The organism is Marinobacterium sp. MBR-109, from assembly GCF_040547565.1.
Lineage (GTDB): Bacteria > Pseudomonadota > Gammaproteobacteria > Pseudomonadales > Balneatricaceae > Marinobacterium.
The window spans coordinates 14,189-29,301 of the sequence record NZ_JBEPPZ010000005.1; the positions used below are offsets into that span (position 1 = coordinate 14,189).

At 56.5% G+C, this 15,113-nt stretch carries 13 protein-coding genes; 7 read left to right on the forward strand and 6 right to left on the reverse strand.

Annotated elements, in window-relative coordinates; genetic code table 11:
• Window positions 1-15: 15 nt before the first annotated feature.
• On the reverse strand, window positions 16-1,386 hold the full coding sequence (locus tag ABIE60_RS08045) for a sigma-54 interaction domain-containing protein (protein WP_354468919.1): 1,371 nt from the start codon (window positions 1,384-1,386) through the stop codon (window positions 16-18).
• A gap of 278 nt (window positions 1,387-1,664) precedes the next feature.
• Between ABIE60_RS08045 and ABIE60_RS08050 the strand changes: the two genes are divergently transcribed.
• The 3 genes from ABIE60_RS08050 to cydX are packed head-to-tail and all read left to right on the forward strand — an operon-like array spanning window position 1,665 to window position 4,523.
• Window positions 1,665-3,245 (forward strand): cytochrome ubiquinol oxidase subunit I, encoded by a 1,581-nt coding sequence (locus ABIE60_RS08050; RefSeq protein WP_354468920.1) that lies wholly within the window; start codon window positions 1,665-1,667, stop codon window positions 3,243-3,245.
• A 21-nt stretch (window positions 3,246-3,266) separates the two neighbouring features.
• Window positions 3,267-4,409, forward strand: coding sequence for a cytochrome d ubiquinol oxidase subunit II (gene cydB, locus ABIE60_RS08055; RefSeq protein ID WP_354468921.1), 1,143 nt, complete (start codon window positions 3,267-3,269; stop codon window positions 4,407-4,409).
• 15 nt (window positions 4,410-4,424) lie between these two features.
• A complete protein-coding gene (gene cydX / locus ABIE60_RS08060; RefSeq protein WP_354468922.1) occupies window positions 4,425-4,523 on the forward strand; it encodes a cytochrome bd-I oxidase subunit CydX in 99 nt (32 codons plus the stop codon).
• Between the two features lie 65 nt (window positions 4,524-4,588).
• On the opposite strand, the gene ABIE60_RS08065 is transcribed toward cydX, so the two are convergent.
• Both ABIE60_RS08065 and ttcA read right to left on the reverse strand, forming a co-directional pair.
• Window positions 4,589-5,368: an enoyl-CoA hydratase gene (locus ABIE60_RS08065; protein ID WP_354468923.1), complete on the reverse strand. Its 780-nt coding sequence runs from the start codon at window positions 5,366-5,368 to the stop codon at window positions 4,589-4,591.
• A gap of 76 nt (window positions 5,369-5,444) precedes the next feature.
• The gene (gene ttcA / locus ABIE60_RS08070) at window positions 5,445-6,368 is read right to left on the reverse strand and encodes a tRNA 2-thiocytidine(32) synthetase TtcA (protein ID WP_354468924.1); all 924 of its coding nucleotides are present in this window, start codon (window positions 6,366-6,368) and stop codon (window positions 5,445-5,447) included.
• Window positions 6,369-6,710: 342 nt separating this feature from the next.
• Between ttcA and ABIE60_RS08075 the strand changes: the two genes are divergently transcribed.
• Together ABIE60_RS08075 and ABIE60_RS08080 are read left to right on the forward strand one after the other, a co-directional pair.
• The gene (locus ABIE60_RS08075) at window positions 6,711-7,709 is read left to right on the forward strand and encodes a cytochrome-c peroxidase (protein ID WP_354468925.1); all 999 of its coding nucleotides are present in this window, start codon (window positions 6,711-6,713) and stop codon (window positions 7,707-7,709) included.
• 153 nt (window positions 7,710-7,862) lie between these two features.
• Window positions 7,863-8,513: a peroxiredoxin gene (locus tag ABIE60_RS08080; protein WP_354468926.1), complete on the forward strand. Its 651-nt coding sequence runs from the start codon at window positions 7,863-7,865 to the stop codon at window positions 8,511-8,513.
• 200 nt (window positions 8,514-8,713) lie between these two features.
• Here the strand turns inward: ABIE60_RS08080 and ABIE60_RS08085 are convergent, their stop codons facing one another.
• Complete coding sequence (locus tag ABIE60_RS08085) at window positions 8,714-8,863, reverse strand: hypothetical protein (protein ID WP_354468927.1); 150 nt, start codon at window positions 8,861-8,863, stop codon at window positions 8,714-8,716.
• Between the two features lie 181 nt (window positions 8,864-9,044).
• Here ABIE60_RS08085 and ABIE60_RS08090 point away from each other — a divergent pair, with 181 nt between their 5' ends.
• Window positions 9,045-10,430, forward strand: coding sequence for a dihydrolipoyl dehydrogenase (locus ABIE60_RS08090; protein ID WP_354468928.1), 1,386 nt, complete (start codon window positions 9,045-9,047; stop codon window positions 10,428-10,430).
• Window positions 10,431-10,548: 118 nt separating this feature from the next.
• Window positions 10,549-12,339: a diguanylate cyclase domain-containing protein gene (locus tag ABIE60_RS08095; protein ID WP_354468929.1), complete on the forward strand. Its 1,791-nt coding sequence runs from the start codon at window positions 10,549-10,551 to the stop codon at window positions 12,337-12,339.
• Window positions 12,340-12,358: 19 nt separating this feature from the next.
• Here ABIE60_RS08095 and ABIE60_RS08100 read toward each other — a convergent pair whose 3' ends face one another.
• Both ABIE60_RS08100 and ABIE60_RS08105 read right to left on the reverse strand, forming a co-directional pair.
• Window positions 12,359-12,784: a DUF3135 domain-containing protein gene (locus ABIE60_RS08100; protein WP_354468930.1), complete on the reverse strand. Its 426-nt coding sequence runs from the start codon at window positions 12,782-12,784 to the stop codon at window positions 12,359-12,361.
• Window positions 12,781-15,081, reverse strand: a complete 2,301-nt coding sequence (locus tag ABIE60_RS08105; protein ID WP_354468931.1) for a diguanylate cyclase domain-containing protein — start codon at window positions 15,079-15,081, stop codon at window positions 12,781-12,783. The genes ABIE60_RS08100 and ABIE60_RS08105 overlap by 4 nt, the downstream gene beginning before the upstream one ends.
• Window positions 15,082-15,113 lie beyond the last annotated feature (32 nt).

The window sequence follows — 15,113 nt, forward strand, 5'->3', positions numbered from 1 at the left end:
AGATGTGTGGGTATCTTATCCCATCTCGCTGCCGGCATCAGCACTCCTCGGCTTCGCTTCCTGGTCCGGTTGCAGACGCTGCAGCTTGCGATACAGTGTACGCTCACTGACCCCCAACCGCCGCGCCAGTTCGCGCCGTTCACCGCTGAAACGGGCGCTGACCTGCTCCAGGTAACGGTTTTCGAGCTGATCCAGTGGCATCAACGGCAACGCATCCAGCCCTGCCCCGGCTGTCTGCTGCGGTAGCGGCTGTGCCTCAATACACTCCCGTGGCAGGTGCTCCGGTTGTATGACACCATCATCGGCCAGCAAAATTCCGCGCTCCAGAATGTTGCGCAGTTCACGGATATTCCCCGGGAAGGCATATTGCTGCAACAAATCGAGCGTTTGCCCAGCCAGTGTCACCCCGATACCGCCCGGCAGGCGCTGCAGCAATGAGGCCGTCAACAATGGCAGATCCTCTATGCGTTCATGCAGCGCCGGCAGGGGCACCGGAAACGCTGAAATTCGATAGTAAAGATCCTGACGGAACAGTCCCTCCTTCACCCGCTGACGCAGGTTACGGTGGGTCGCACAGACCAGTCGGAAATCGGCATGCTGTGGTTCAACGCTGCCCACGGGCCGAAAACTGCCGGTTTCGATCAGGCGCAGCAGCTTTACCTGCAAGCTGAGCGGAATTTCGCCAATCTCATCCAGAAACAGGGTGCCGCCTCGTGCAGCCTCAACCAGCCCCTTCTTGCGACTGACCGCACCGGTAAACGCCCCACGCTCATGACCGAACAGCTCGCTCTCGAACAGCCCTTCGCTCAGGCCGGAACACTCCACCGTTACGAACGGCGCCCGCGCGCGCGGACTGCTCTCATGTAACGCACGCGCAACCAGCTCCTTGCCGGTACCGGATTCACCCAGCAGCAGCACGGTAATTTCACTGGGTGCCGCGCGATGGATCAGCGACAGCATGCGAGTAAACGCCGGCGCCCTTCCCACGAGCCCTTCCTGATCGCTGACCTGTGCCCGTGCTTCGCGTACTTGATGCATCACTTCCAGAAATCCGGTCAGACGTCCGCGTGCATCGGTCAGCGGCATCATCTCCACATCCACATGCTCATCACCGTACGGCGTGTTATGCAGATGCAGTACACGCTGACGCTGACCGCTGTGACGGCACTCTTTCAGTGGGCAGGACTCCCCCGCCTGATCACAGGGTACTGAGTAGCCGTGAGAAACCTCATAGCAGGTACGGCCGATCACCTCCTGCTCACCGGCATAAAGCGCACGGTAAGGCTGGTTGGTTGCCATAATCCGGTATTCTGTCGACAGCAGCGCTGCCGGCTCAGGTATTGCTTCCAGCATGGTTGCGGGATCAAACGGCCCTGTTTGTTGCATCGACTACCTCCAACGTTCACCTTCAACTCTGCCGCCATATATGGCAGCCCAGCCTTATAGATACTGACATTATTGACGCACCGCGACATTTTGTCACTTCCGAGAACACTGAATTGAGCGTAAAAATCCCGGCATGAATTTAAGCTAAGCTTCGTCACGGCTGGCTTATGCAAAAATGCTATTCATCAAAAACAAAAAGAAATATATGGCACAGAATCTGCATTATTGCTGGAAGACGCTTTACACACCCGGTTTTAACCTGAAACAGGAGACTGGTAATGATCACTGAGGACATCGTTGATCTTTCCCGGCTACAGTTCGCCATCACGGCGCTGTATCACTACCTATTCGTCCCGCTGACGCTGGGGCTGTCATTCATGCTTGCCATCATGGAGTCGGTCTACGTCATGACCGGCAAGCAGATCTACAAGGATATGACCAAATTCTGGGGCAAGCTGTTTGGTATCAACTTTGCGCTCGGGGTCACTACCGGTCTGACCATGGAGTTCGAGTTTGGCACCAACTGGGCCTATTACTCGCATTACGTGGGCGATGTATTTGGTGCACCACTTGCCATTGAAGGCCTGATGGCGTTCTTCCTTGAGTCCACCTTCGTGGGTCTGTTCTTCTTCGGCTGGGAGCGTCTGTCCAAGGTCAAGCACCTGATGGTGACCTGGCTGGTGGCGCTGGGCTCCAACCTGTCGGCGCTGTGGATTCTGGTGGCCAACGGCTGGATGCAGAACCCGGTCGGTTCCGAGTTCAACTATGAAACCATGCGCATGGAGATGACCAGCTTCGCCGAGGTGTTCCTCAACCCGGTGGCGCAGGTGAAATTTGTCCATACCGTTTCGGCTGGTTATGTGACGGCGGCCATGTTTGTACTGGGCATCAGTGCCTACTACCTGCTTAAAGGGCGCGACCTTGCTTTTGCGCGCCGCTCCTTTGCGATCGCATCCGCGTTCGGCCTGGCCTCCATTCTCTCGGTTATTCTGCTGGGTGACGAGTCCGGTTATGAGCTGGGTGACGTGCAGAAAACCAAGCTCGCCGCGATTGAAGCCGAATGGCACACCGAAGAAGCGCCTGCAGCCTTCACCCTGTTCGGCATGCCGAATAACGAAACCATGGAAACCGACTACGCCGTCAAGATCCCCTATGTGATGGGCATTATTGCGACTCGCTCACTTGATGAAGAGGTCACCGGCATCCGTGATTTGATTGTTGAGCATGAAGCTCGTATCCGCCGGGGTATCTACGCTTACGAGGTACTGCAGAAACTGCGCAACGGTGAAGTGACCGATGAGCTTGAGGCCGAGTTTGATCGCGTGAAGGTAGACCTGGGCTACGGCCTGCTGCTGAAGAAATACACTCAAAACGTAGTCGATGCCACCGAAGAGCAGATTCAGGCTGCTGCGAGAGATACCATCCCGAGCGTGGGCCCCATGTTCTGGGCCTTCCGCATCATGGTGGCGAGTGGCTTCTGGATGTTGCTGGTATTTGCCCTGGCATTCTACTTCACAGCCAAGCGTACCGCCTTTACCAAACGCTGGTTACTGAAGGCCGCGCTGTTCTCCATCCCGGCTCCGTGGATTGCCAACGAGATGGGCTGGTTTGTGGCCGAGTATGGCCGTCAGCCATGGGCGATCGGTGAGATTCTTCCCACCTTCGTTGCACCATCGGTGCTGACCAGAGCCGACCTGCTGGGCAGCCTGGCAGCCTTTATCGTGCTGTACACCCTGCTGGCGATTGTCGAGATCTACCTGATGGTCAGATTCTCGCGCATCGGCCCCAGCAGTCTGCAAACCGGCCGCTACCACCACGAGCAGGATGAGCAATCCGCTTCCGAGCCGGCAAAGGCCTGATCAGGCGAGAGGAGAGATACGATGCTATTCGATTATGAAACACTGAAACTGATCTGGTGGGTGCTGGTTGGCGTGTTGCTGGTCGGCTTCGCCATTACCGACGGCTTCGATATGGGGGCCTGTGCCCTGCTGCCATTCCTGGGCAAGACCGATGACGAACGTCGCGTGGTGATCAACACCGTCGGCCCGCATTGGGAAGGTAACCAGGTCTGGTTTGTCACCGCCGGTGGCGCACTGTTCGCGGCCTGGCCCGCCGTGTACGCCGCCGCTTTCTCGGGCTTCTACTGGGCGATGCTGCTGGTGCTGTTTGCCCTGTTTTTCCGCCCGGTCGGTTTTGACTACCGCTCCAAGCTGACCAATACCAAATGGCGCAAGGCCTGGGATATGGGGCTGATTGCCGGCGGCGTGGTGCCCTCACTGGTATTCGGTGTGGCCTTTGGCAATCTGTTGCTGGGTGTGCCCTTTCAGCATGACGAGTTTTTACGACCAAGCTACGCCGGCAACCTGTTCGGGTTGCTCAACCCCTTCGGCCTGCTCTGCGGTGTTGTGAGCCTCGCCATGCTTTCGATGCACGGTGCCGTCTGGGTACAGCTGCGCAGCCACGGCGAGGTAGAGCTGCGTGCTCAGCGTTATGCCCAGCTGCTGGCTGTGGTCACACTGGTAGCCTTTGCGCTGGCCGGCATCTGGCTCAGCATGGGCATCGATGGTTATCGCATCATCAGCCAACCAGCACTGGACGCACTGCCCAACCCGCTGGCCAAGGAAGTGGAGGTCGCGGCCGGCGCATGGTTGAGCAACTACAGTATTTACCCGATGACCATGCTGGCACCCATCACCGGTTTTATCGGTCTGATTGGTGTGTTCCTGATGGCGGGACGCGGTCACACCGGTTGGTCATTCCTGTTCAGCGCACTGGCACTGGCCGGCATCATCGCGACAGCAGGTGTTTCCATGTTCCCGTTCGTGATGCCGTCCAGCCTGAGCCCGAACTCCAGCCTGACCCTGTGGGATGCAGCATCCAGCCACCTGACCCTGAACGTGATGACCATTGCCGCCATCATCTTTGTACCGACCATTCTGGGCTACACCCTGTGGTGCTATCGCTCCCTGTGGGCCAAGATTTCGGTGGAATACATTCAGGACAACGATTACTCATCCTACTAAGAAGGAGATACAACCATGTGGTATTTCGCCTGGATTCTCGGTGTACTCCTGGCCTGCGCATTCGGCATCATCAACGTGATGTGGCTTGAGGCCGAGGACATCGACAGCGATTGAGTTCGCTGCCGAAATGATCATCTCTCCCCAAAGGCGCCCCGCACAGGCGCCTTTTTATCGCCCGCTCAGCGGTGCGTCCATTCCGGTTTGCGCTTGTTGATGAACGCATCAATGCCCTCCTGCGCATCTTCCGTCAGCATGTTTTCCACCATCACCTCACTGCAGGCGGCATAGGCATCGGCCAACGGCAACTCACGCTGGCGCTGGAATGCCTGCTTGCCAATCTGCAGCGTGCGGCGTGATTTGGACGCAATCTTGCCGGCCAGCTCAGCAACCGCCCGGTCCAGCTCCGCTTCCGGTGCCAGACGGTTAACCAGACCGATCTCATAGGCGCGTTGCGCACTGATCAGCTCACCGGTCAGCAGCAGCTCCATCGCATGCTTGGGCTGCACGGCACGGCTCAGCGCCACCATCGGGGTGGAGCAGAACAGGCCGATATTAACGCCAGGTGTGGCAAAACGGGCATTATCGGCCGCCACAGCCAGATCCGCCGTGGCGACCAGCTGACAGCCTGCGGCCGTGGCCACGCCGTGAATCTGGGCAATGACCGGTACAGGCAGACTGACGATGCGCTGCATCAGCCGAGCACAGGTGTTAAAGGTGCAGCGATAGTAGTCTTCTTCGCCCTCACCCAGCATCTGCTTGAGATCATGGCCGGCACAGAAGCCCTTGCCGGAACCCTTGATCACCACACAGCGAATGGTTTGATCATCCGCGATGGCATCAAGCTCGGCATGCAATGCCTGCATCAACTCCATGGAAAGGCTGTTGTAGGCGTCGGGACGGGAAAGCATCAAGGTGGCCACGCCTTCGTGGTCCTGACGCTGCAGTAATGAATGGGTCATGCGGTTACTCCCTTTTTGTTGTTATTCGGGTTTACCCGAATATCGGTCAAAAGGGAGCAGCAGGTCAAGCCGATTGTCAGACCGACAGAATATCGATCCTCTCCATCATCTGTACACCCGATCCACCGGCTGCAGCTTCATCGTCCTCACCCAGCGGCCCCGCCATGGCCTGCATCGCCGGGCCAATACCGTGCGGAAAGCCCTGCTGCAGACTCTTGAAATCAAACAGCTGCGGGTCGGCCAGATGGGATGGCACCACATTGCACAGGGCGCGAAACATGGTCTCAATCCTGCCAGGATGGGCTTTATCCCAGCTCTGCAGCATCTCCTTGATCACCTGACGCTGCAGGTTCTCCTGCGAGCCACACAGGTTGCACGGAATGATCGGGAATTCACGCAACTCGGCGTATTCCAGAATATCCTTCTCGCGAGCATAGGCCAGCGGGCGAATCACCATGTTCTTGCCGTCATCCGATACCAGTTTGGGAGGCATCGACTTCAGCTTGCCGCCGAAGAACATGTTGAGGAAAAAGGTTTCCAGAATGTCATCACGATGGTGCCCCAGCGCAATCTTGTTGGCCCCGATCTCGTCAGCAAAGCCATACAGCGTGCCGCGGCGCAAGCGCGAGCAAAGACCACAGGTGGTCTTGCCTTCCGGCACCACCGATTTGACGATGGAGTAGGTATCGCGCTCGACAATATGAAACGGTACACCCAGTGACTCCAGGTAGGCGGGCAGTATCTCTTCCGGGAAGCCAGGCTGTTTCTGATCAAGATTGACCGCCACCAGCTCGAACCGAATCGGCGCGCTTTTCTGCAGGTTCATCAGGATATCCAGCATGGCAAAGGAGTCCTTGCCACCTGACAGGCAGACCATCACCTTGTCACCATCTTCAATCATGTTGAAGGCTTCGATCGCCTGCCCCATCTCGCGGCGCAGCCGCTTCTGCAGCTTATTGAGGCGGGTTTTCTTCTGCTTGTCGAGGCTATCGGTCTGCATGGTTCGCTGCTACTACTGACTGGTTAAAAATTGAGCGCGAATTATACATGAATAGCGCTGCGGATAATAAACCCGATATTTTAATACAGCCCTGATCCATTAAATAAAAAACAGCTAATTTAATGGAACCTTCACGCTCCAAGGGCTATGCTGAAAAACAGTTATTTCCATAGACCCAGTCTTATATGAAACGGATTTTGCGGCCCGGCATTCAGTCAGGCCAACCTCTCGCACAGCCACATTGCGTCTGTTCCCTGTCAATGAACAGGCACTGTGTCTGTCCTCAAAATGATCCCCAGACTTACAAAAAAATCAACAAGATGGGTACACAAGGAGTACTGCATGGCACTTAGACTCACTCTCAAGGCGACTCTGCTTGCCGCGGCCGTTGCAACGGCGTCTGCCGGTGTACAGGCCAACGAACCGATACAGCCGATCGAGCCGGTCAAGAACGTTAATCTGGCACTGGCCGAACTGGGCAAAAAGCTCTACTTCGATCCGCGCCTGTCCAAGTCAGGTTTCATCTCCTGCAACTCCTGCCACAACCTGAGCATGGGCGGAACCGACAACCTCAAGACCTCCATCGGTCACGGCTGGGCCCAGGGCCCGATCAACTCGCCCACCGTGCTGAACTCCAGCCTCAACGTGGCGCAGTTCTGGGATGGCCGTGCAGCTGACCTGAAGGAACAGGCCGGCGGCCCGATAGAAAACCCGGCCGAGATGGGCTTTACCCACGTACTGGCGGTGGATGTGATCCGCAATATTCCGGGCTATGTGCGTGAATTCCGCCTGGTGTTCGGTGATGAAGAGGTGAACATCGACAAGATCACCGATGCCATCGCCGAATTCGAGAACACCCTGGTAACGCCAAATTCCCGTTTCGACCAGTGGCTGCTGGGTGATAAAAATGCCATCACCCCGTTCGAAGAGGAAGGCTATCAGCTGTTCAAGACCAGTGGCTGTGTTGCCTGTCACAACGGCGTGGCGGCAGGTGGCAACTCCTTCCAGAAGATGGGTCTGGTCGAGCCCTACCAGACCAACAACCCCGCTGAAGGCCGTGCCGCCGTCACCGGCAAGGACGCAGACCGCTTCACCTTCAAGGTGCCGACGCTGCGTAACGTGGAGCTGACCTACCCGTACTTCCATGACGGTGAAGCGGCCACTCTGACCGAAGCCACCGACATCATGGGTCGTCTGCAGCTGGGCCGCAAATTCACCGATGAAGAAAATGCCAAGATCGTGGCCTTCATGAAGACCCTGACCGGCGATCAGCCGCAGTTCCTGATGCCGATTCTGCCGCCATCAGTAGATGAAACACCCAAACCGCAGCCGTTTGACTGAGGTTTAGCCTCAGTGCGCAATAGGGACAATGCAATAAACTTTTACTATTGTCCCCATTGCCATGCTAAATTTCATTTAGTTATAAGCTTATAATATTGTGTTTTCAGTGACAGCGCATTAGCGCAAATTAGATGACAACTGGAGAAATAAAACATGGCACTTCGCATTAATGACACCGTACCCAACCTTGATCTGAAAACCGATCTGGGTGATTTCAAACTGCACGATTTCATCGGCGACAGCTGGGCAATCCTGTTCAGCCACCCGAAAGACTTCACGCCGGTCTGCACCACCGAATTCGGTGCAGTGGCTCAGCTGGCTGCCGAGTGGGAAAAGCGCGGCACCAAGGTGATCGGTCTGTCCGTAGACGGCGTGGACGAGCACGTTGAATGGAAAGCCGACATCGAGACATTCTGCGGCGCCCCGGCCAAGTTTCCGATCATTGCCGATGACGATCTGGCCGTTTCCAAGGCGTTGGACATGCTGCCGGCGGATGCCTACCTGCCGGATGGCCGTACCGCAGCCGACTCTGCCAGCGTGCGTGTGGTATTCATCTTCAGCCCGGACAAGAAGCTGCAGCTGTCCATGACCTATCCGATGTCCGTCGGTCGCAACTTTGCCGAAGTCCTGCGTGCATTGGATGCGCTCCAGGCGACCTACCAGGTGCCGATCGCTACGCCGGCCAACTGGGTCAGCGGTCAAGACGTGATTGTGGCCCTGTCGCTGAACGACGAAGAAGCCAAAGCCAAATTCGGTGAAATCGACGTGAAACTGCCTTACCTGCGTACTACCAAGCAGCCGTAATCCCCCCCCTACAGCTCTGATACCCATCGGTGCCATCCGGCCAGCTTCGGCAGGCCGGATGGCACGCTGCCGGCGGTTCTGGATCTACACCGTCGAAGACGGTGTCATTACCGACAAGACCCTGCTCGAGTTGAGCAAGGAAGAGTCTTTTCGGTAATGACAGCGACAGCAATGCACCTCATCCGCCGGATAGGGTTGATCTACTGCTGACCGGCGGCATGGGCCGTGGTCTGGCCCAGCGTCTGGCGTGCAAGGCGATAGTGGCACAGGTTACAACCCAGACCGAGCCTGATGAAGCCATCAAACATTTCCTTGATAGCCGAGCTGGACTGGAAGATGACAGATATCAAGACGTGATCCGGTTAGCTTTGGCCCGATCGTCCCCGTCATGGGCTTCAACGTACAGGTCAACTACAGTAATGGTCACAAGCAGGAGTTCTGTGCGTTGCGCGGAGATGACCGCACCCGGCCAAGGCTGGATTTACGACCATGAACCTCTCATCACCCGTTCGCAATCGACAAGGAGTTAACATGCGCAAGGTAACAGTTGCCGTTATTGGTGCCGGTACAGCCGGCCTTACCGCTTACCGGGCAGCTCGAAAGCATACGGATTCAGTACTGTTGATTGATCCCGGCCCGCTGGGCACCACCTGTGCCCGTGTCGGCTGCATGCCCAGCAAGCTGCTGATCGCGGCGGCCGATACCGCCTGGCATATGCAACATGCCCCGATGTTTGGCGTGAGCGCCGGGCAAATTGAGGTGGACGGTCAAAAAGTGATGCAGCGCGTGCGGCAGATGCGCGATCGCTTTGTCGGCAAGGTACTGCAGGGAATGGAGTCGATTCCGGATCAGGACATGCTGCATCAATCCGTGCGTTTCATCTCTGACCACCTGCTGGAAACGGCTGACGGACAACTCATTGAAGCCGCCAGAGTCGTGATCGCCACCGGCTCACGCCCTGCCGTACCCGGATTTCTGCAGCAAGCCGGCAAGCGGCTGTTGCTCAATGATGAGCTGTTTGAGCTGGACACCCTGCCGGAGTCCGTTGCCGTGTTCGGCCCCGGCGTAATTGGTCTTGAGTTGGGGCAGGCCCTGCACCGCCTCGGGGTACGGGTGCGCATGTTCGGCGTTGGTGGTGCGGTGGGACCCATTGCGGATGACGACATTCGCCAGACGGCTGTTGAATGTTTCAGCGCCGAATTCCCGCTTGACCCCGATGCCCAGGTAAAGGAGATCCGTGAAACGGAGAGGGCTGTCGAGGTCACTTTCATACATACCGATGAAAAGCCTCTGACCGAGCACTATGACTACCTGCTTGCGGCGACCGGGCGACGGCCCAACGTGGATCAGCTTGGGCTCGATCAGACTCATCTGTTACTGGATGACCGTGGCGTGCCTGTTTTCGATCCGCAAACGCTGCAGTGCTCGGTCGAACATATTTTCATCGCCGGTGATGCCAACAACCATCTGCCCCTGCTGCATGAGGCTGCGGATGAAGGTGGCATTGCAGGCCGTAATGCCGCCCTGCTGCCTGATGTGCAGCCGGGAGATCGCACGGTTCCGTTGGCCGTTGTGTTTTCCGATCCGCAGATTGCGACGATCGGCATGCGCCCTGCCGATATCCACGAGCAGTTTTCTGGCCACTTTGCAGAAGCCGCGTATGACTTCGCTGATCAGGCCCGCGCCAAGGTACTGGGCAGAGACAGAGGCCTGATGAAGGTATGGGCTGAAACCGGCAGCGGAACCCTGCTCGGGGCCGAGATTCTCGGGCCTGACGCGGAGCATCTGGCTCACCTGCTGGCCTGGTGCATGCAGCGCAAGCTCAGCGTCAACGACCTGCTGACAATGCCCTACTATCACCCGGTGCTTGAAGAAGGGTTGCGTAGCCTGTTGAGGGAGCTGCAAAAGCGTCTCTGAACAGCACTTCACAGTGACTGTATATATACTGTCGTTAATGGACTGACACTTTTCAGTATCATGGCGGGCAGGACCACCGGTTCTGCCCTCGCACATAGCTCTGGAGTCATCATCCAATATGTTCAGGTACCGTCTGCTGCTGTGCTGCACTCTTGCTTCGATGCTTGTCTTGCCATCAGACACAAGCGCTGCAGATGCACCTGATCAAGCAGTACAGCCGGTACGGCTTTGCGTTGACCCTGACTGGCCCCCCTATGAAATCCTGAACAGCAAAGGCGACTACCAGGGTATAGCGGCTGATCTGCTGCAACTGATTTTTGAGCGCGCTGAACTTGAGTATGAAGTCGTGCCTGTTCGTCACTGGGATGAAAGCCTGGCAAAGGCACGGGCCGGTGAGTGTGACGCACTCAGTCTGCTCAACCAGACGGACGAACGTGACCAGTGGCTGATTTTCACCCGCCCCTATTTCGTTGATCCCAATGTAATCATTGCCCGCGCTGATCACCCATATGTGCGCAACCTCAGCTCTCTGGCCGGCAGCCGTATCGCTCTGCCCACCGGAACGTCCGTTGCCGAGCGGATCCAACGCGATTTCCCGCAGTTGCAGATCATCCCGGTTGCCTCTGAAATCGAGGCGTTCGACCTTGTCGACAAACAGCAGGCCGAGCTGACCCTCCGCTCCCTTACCGTTGCAGCCTGGACAATTCGAGAAGAGGGCTGGTTTAACCTGCGTATTGCCGGTGAAGTTCCCGAGTATGAAAACCGTCTGCGAATCGGGATACTCAAGCATCGACCAGAACTGCGCAGCCAGCTGGATGCCGCCGTGGCCACCCTGACCGATGCCGAAGTCGACGCCATTATCAATCAGCATATTGCCATTGAGGTTAACCGCTACGATTACGGACTGATAATCCAGGTCTTGGCGGCCGCCATCGCCATCATTGGCCTGCTCGGCGCCCTCTGGTGGCGCCAGCGTCGCATCGGGCAGAAATTGCTGCACCTGAAGCATCAACTGGAGCGCAATATTGAAGATAAAACAGCTGCCGAGGCATTGCTTCGCGAAAGTGAATTCTTCTTTCGCTCTCTGATTGAAACCGCCCATGAAGGCATCGCCGTCATTCAGGAGGGGCGTGTCGTCTATGCGAATCCACGCTTTGCCGAGCTGACCGGCTATAGCCTTGAAGAGCTGAGGGCGCTGGACTCATTTATCATCCTGATAGCCCCCGAAGACCGGGACCAGACCCACGGCAACTATCGGCGCCGACTTGAAGGCCAGCCGGTTGAGCAGCACTACGAGATTGAACTGTTGCGCCGTGATGGTATTCGACTGCCGGTAGAGGTCAGTGGCGCTCGCATCAATTGGTATGGAAAAGCCGCAACGCTGAGCTTCATATCCGACATTACCCTGCGCAGAGAGGCTGAAGCACGCTTTCGCCATATGGCACACCACGACCCACTCACCAACCTGCCCAACCGCAACCTGCTGCTTGAGCGTTTGGAGCAGAACATTGCCCGCGCCGAGCGCTATCAGCAGCACCTTTCACTGCTCTACTTTGACCTTGACGGTTTCAAGCCGGTGAATGACAAATGGGGACACGAAACCGGGGATCATTTGCTGCAGGCAATTGCAGCACGCCTGCTGCCGCTGCTGCGCAGTGCAGATACACTGGCACGCATCGGGGGTGACGAATTCGTGGTGCTGTTGCCAGAGACCGTTGAGGCGGAAGATGTGCAGACGGTTTCCGCCAAGTTGATGGCAAAGCTGAATGAGCCGTTTGAACTGGGAAAGGCAACGGTTCAAATCAGCGCCAGCATCGGTACTGCACGCTTCCCGGAAGATGGCATCACCGCCTCGGAGCTGCTGCAGGTCGCTGACAGGGCAATGTATGAACAGAAGCGTAAAGTATAACCCTCAGACGCCCCCGCCGTTATCGTGACGCAGGGGGAATGGTTAACGGTGGTTCTGGCTGGTCACGCTGATCGGAGTGGACCAGTCTCAAGCGAGGAGCGACCGGCACGCCCTCAACCTTTTCCATATCATCCACTACAGCCGACACCCAGCCACCCACGCCATCCTGCAAACCGATCAATGCATCGGACATGCGGCCTGTGTTCTCAGCCAGCATATTCTGCAGCAGAATACAGGCATGTACCGGATTGCTGGAGCGCTTGAGAACACCGTTAATTCTGAACTGCATTCGCTGAAGTTTAAGCTTTTGGTCTACCGGAGAGCGCGCAATATGGGACTCGACCAGCTTGCGGCGCAGTGCCTCAAACGCATCCGGATCAGACCTTGCCAGCTCAACCAGCTCATCAAAAGGAGGCTTCTCAACAGTGGTGGGCACCTTATTCATATAGCTTCTCCCGCCTTGACGCTTGCAGGGCTTACAATTTCGTTGGGATCAAACGTGAAGTATCGGTTTTTGCCAGACAGTTTTGCCAGATACATCGCCTGATCGGCCTGCCGCAACAGCTGGTCGGCCTCTACGCCTTGTGACTGAGGGTAATAGGTCACGCCAAGGCTGGCGGACACATTCAGTTCAGAGTCCTGATAGAACACTGACTGACTGGCAGCATGCAGCAGTCGCCTGATCACTTCACCGGCACTGTTGGCCTCATCCAGATCAGACAAAATCACGACGAATTCGTCGCCACCAAAACGCGCCAGTGTATCGCAGCTGCGCAGCACCTCTTTCATCCTTGAAGCCAGCCCCTTGAGCAGCGCATCACCGGCATCATGGCCGTAGGTGTCGTTAACCGCCTTAAAGCCGTCAAGATCAAGAAAAGCGACCGCAATTATCTGTTTGCGCCGCTGCGCCTGCTTCATGGCCAGACCCAGGCGGTCAGCCAGCAATGTTCGATTCGGCAGACCAGTCAGGGAATCATAGTGCGCGATAAACTCCAGCTTCTGTTGCTGCTCTTTCATTTCGGTAATGTCCGAAAACAGGGCCACATAGTATTGCGTCCTGTTTCTGGCATCTTTCACCGCACTGATCGTGATCATTTCAGCATATACGTCGCCGGTTTTGCGTCGATTCCAGATTTCGCCTGCCCAGTAGCCGTGCACTTTCAGGCTCTGCCACATCAGATGATAGAAGTTCTGATCATGCCGACCGGAGTTCAGCATTGCCGGTGTATTGCCCCTGGCCTCATCAACTGAATAGCCGGTAATGCGGCAGAACGCCTGATTACAGTCGATGATGACACCGGCAGGATCTGTAATGAGAATGGCTTCTCGAGCATGGTTGAACACCGCTGACGACAGGGTTTGCTGGTCCTCCAGCTGTTTGCGTTTGGTAAAATCGGTACCCACGCACAACAGCCCCTCCTGCTTTCCTGCGCTATCCAGAATTGGTTTGTTGGACCAGGCGACCCAGACAAGGCTGCCATCCTTGTGCACGTTCTGGTTGATGCTGTAATTGTGTTCAAGAGGGTCGGCCAGTACTTTCTCAAACCAGTCGGTCAGATCATCCCCTGCCTCATCCTCTGTCGGCACAAGGGTTTCAGCCAGTGGCCGCCCAAGGAGTTCATCTTCCCGGTAGCCAAAAAACGTCAAGCCATATTCATTGATGAAAACCAGCTCACCCTTGTTATTGCAGCGCAAAATAATACTGCCCACGGTGTGGATCAGGTCACGGTACTTCTCTTCACTGCTTTGCAGCAAGGCCGACATGCGTGAGAGATGCCGCTCTCTTTGCCACAGCATGAAGAGCAACACCAGCACCGTAGAGGCCGATACCACACCCCACATAACCGGTTGCCGAAACCTGTTCCAGACATCAACGATATTAAAGTCGGGCGCCTGATCATAAGGTGAAACCCTGAGCCTGCGGGCCAACAACTCTATGACCTGATAATCACTGGACGGTGCAAACCCGGCAATCCCGGCACTGGTTGCTGCAGGATGATCCTGGTCTAGCGCCAGCAAGGCGGCGGCTACTCTACGGATTGTGGTCTGTTCAACGTGAGGCAGCGCAATAAAGGGCCACTCCGGGTATAGTCGCGTCGAAAGACGATACGGAAACCCGGCCAGCGTCTGTGAGTTGATGATTCGCAGGTGCTCCGGAAACACCATCCCTTCGGATATCATCCGTTCCAGTATTCCGGTTCTGACAAAGCCGGCGTCAGACTCACCCGACATCACTCTCAGTATCACCCTGTCCTGACTGCCAACAAACACCCAGTCCAGCTCGCGACGTTCAATCCCCGCCTCCAGCAGCTCAAGCACCTGCGTTTGATAGCCGCCAAGGTAGTGCATTCCCGCTACAGCCACCTGCTTACCGGCAAGATCTGACAGCGTATGGATGCTTGGATTATCAGACCTGGTGAAAATGACACCCCCCAGGCTGCTGGTGGCCTGACCCGATTCCACACTGACAACAGTGGCCAGGGCTCCCGTGAGGCTGTTGCGACTGCGCAATAACAGATAATGGCTGGGATTCGTCATTACAAAGTCAACCTGACGGCTGTATATCGCCGTTGCCAACTCATCCTGCTCAAGCGCCAGCAGCTTGACCCTTTGCCCTTCCAGTTGGTCTGACAGGTACTCTGCCAATGCCTTGTAACGCGCCTCCATCACTGGTTTCGGGCGATAAGCCAGCACCCCCAGCGTCAACACTTCAGCCGCAAACAGCTGACAGGAGATCAACATTCCTAAACACAGGCACAGCACGTGACCCAATC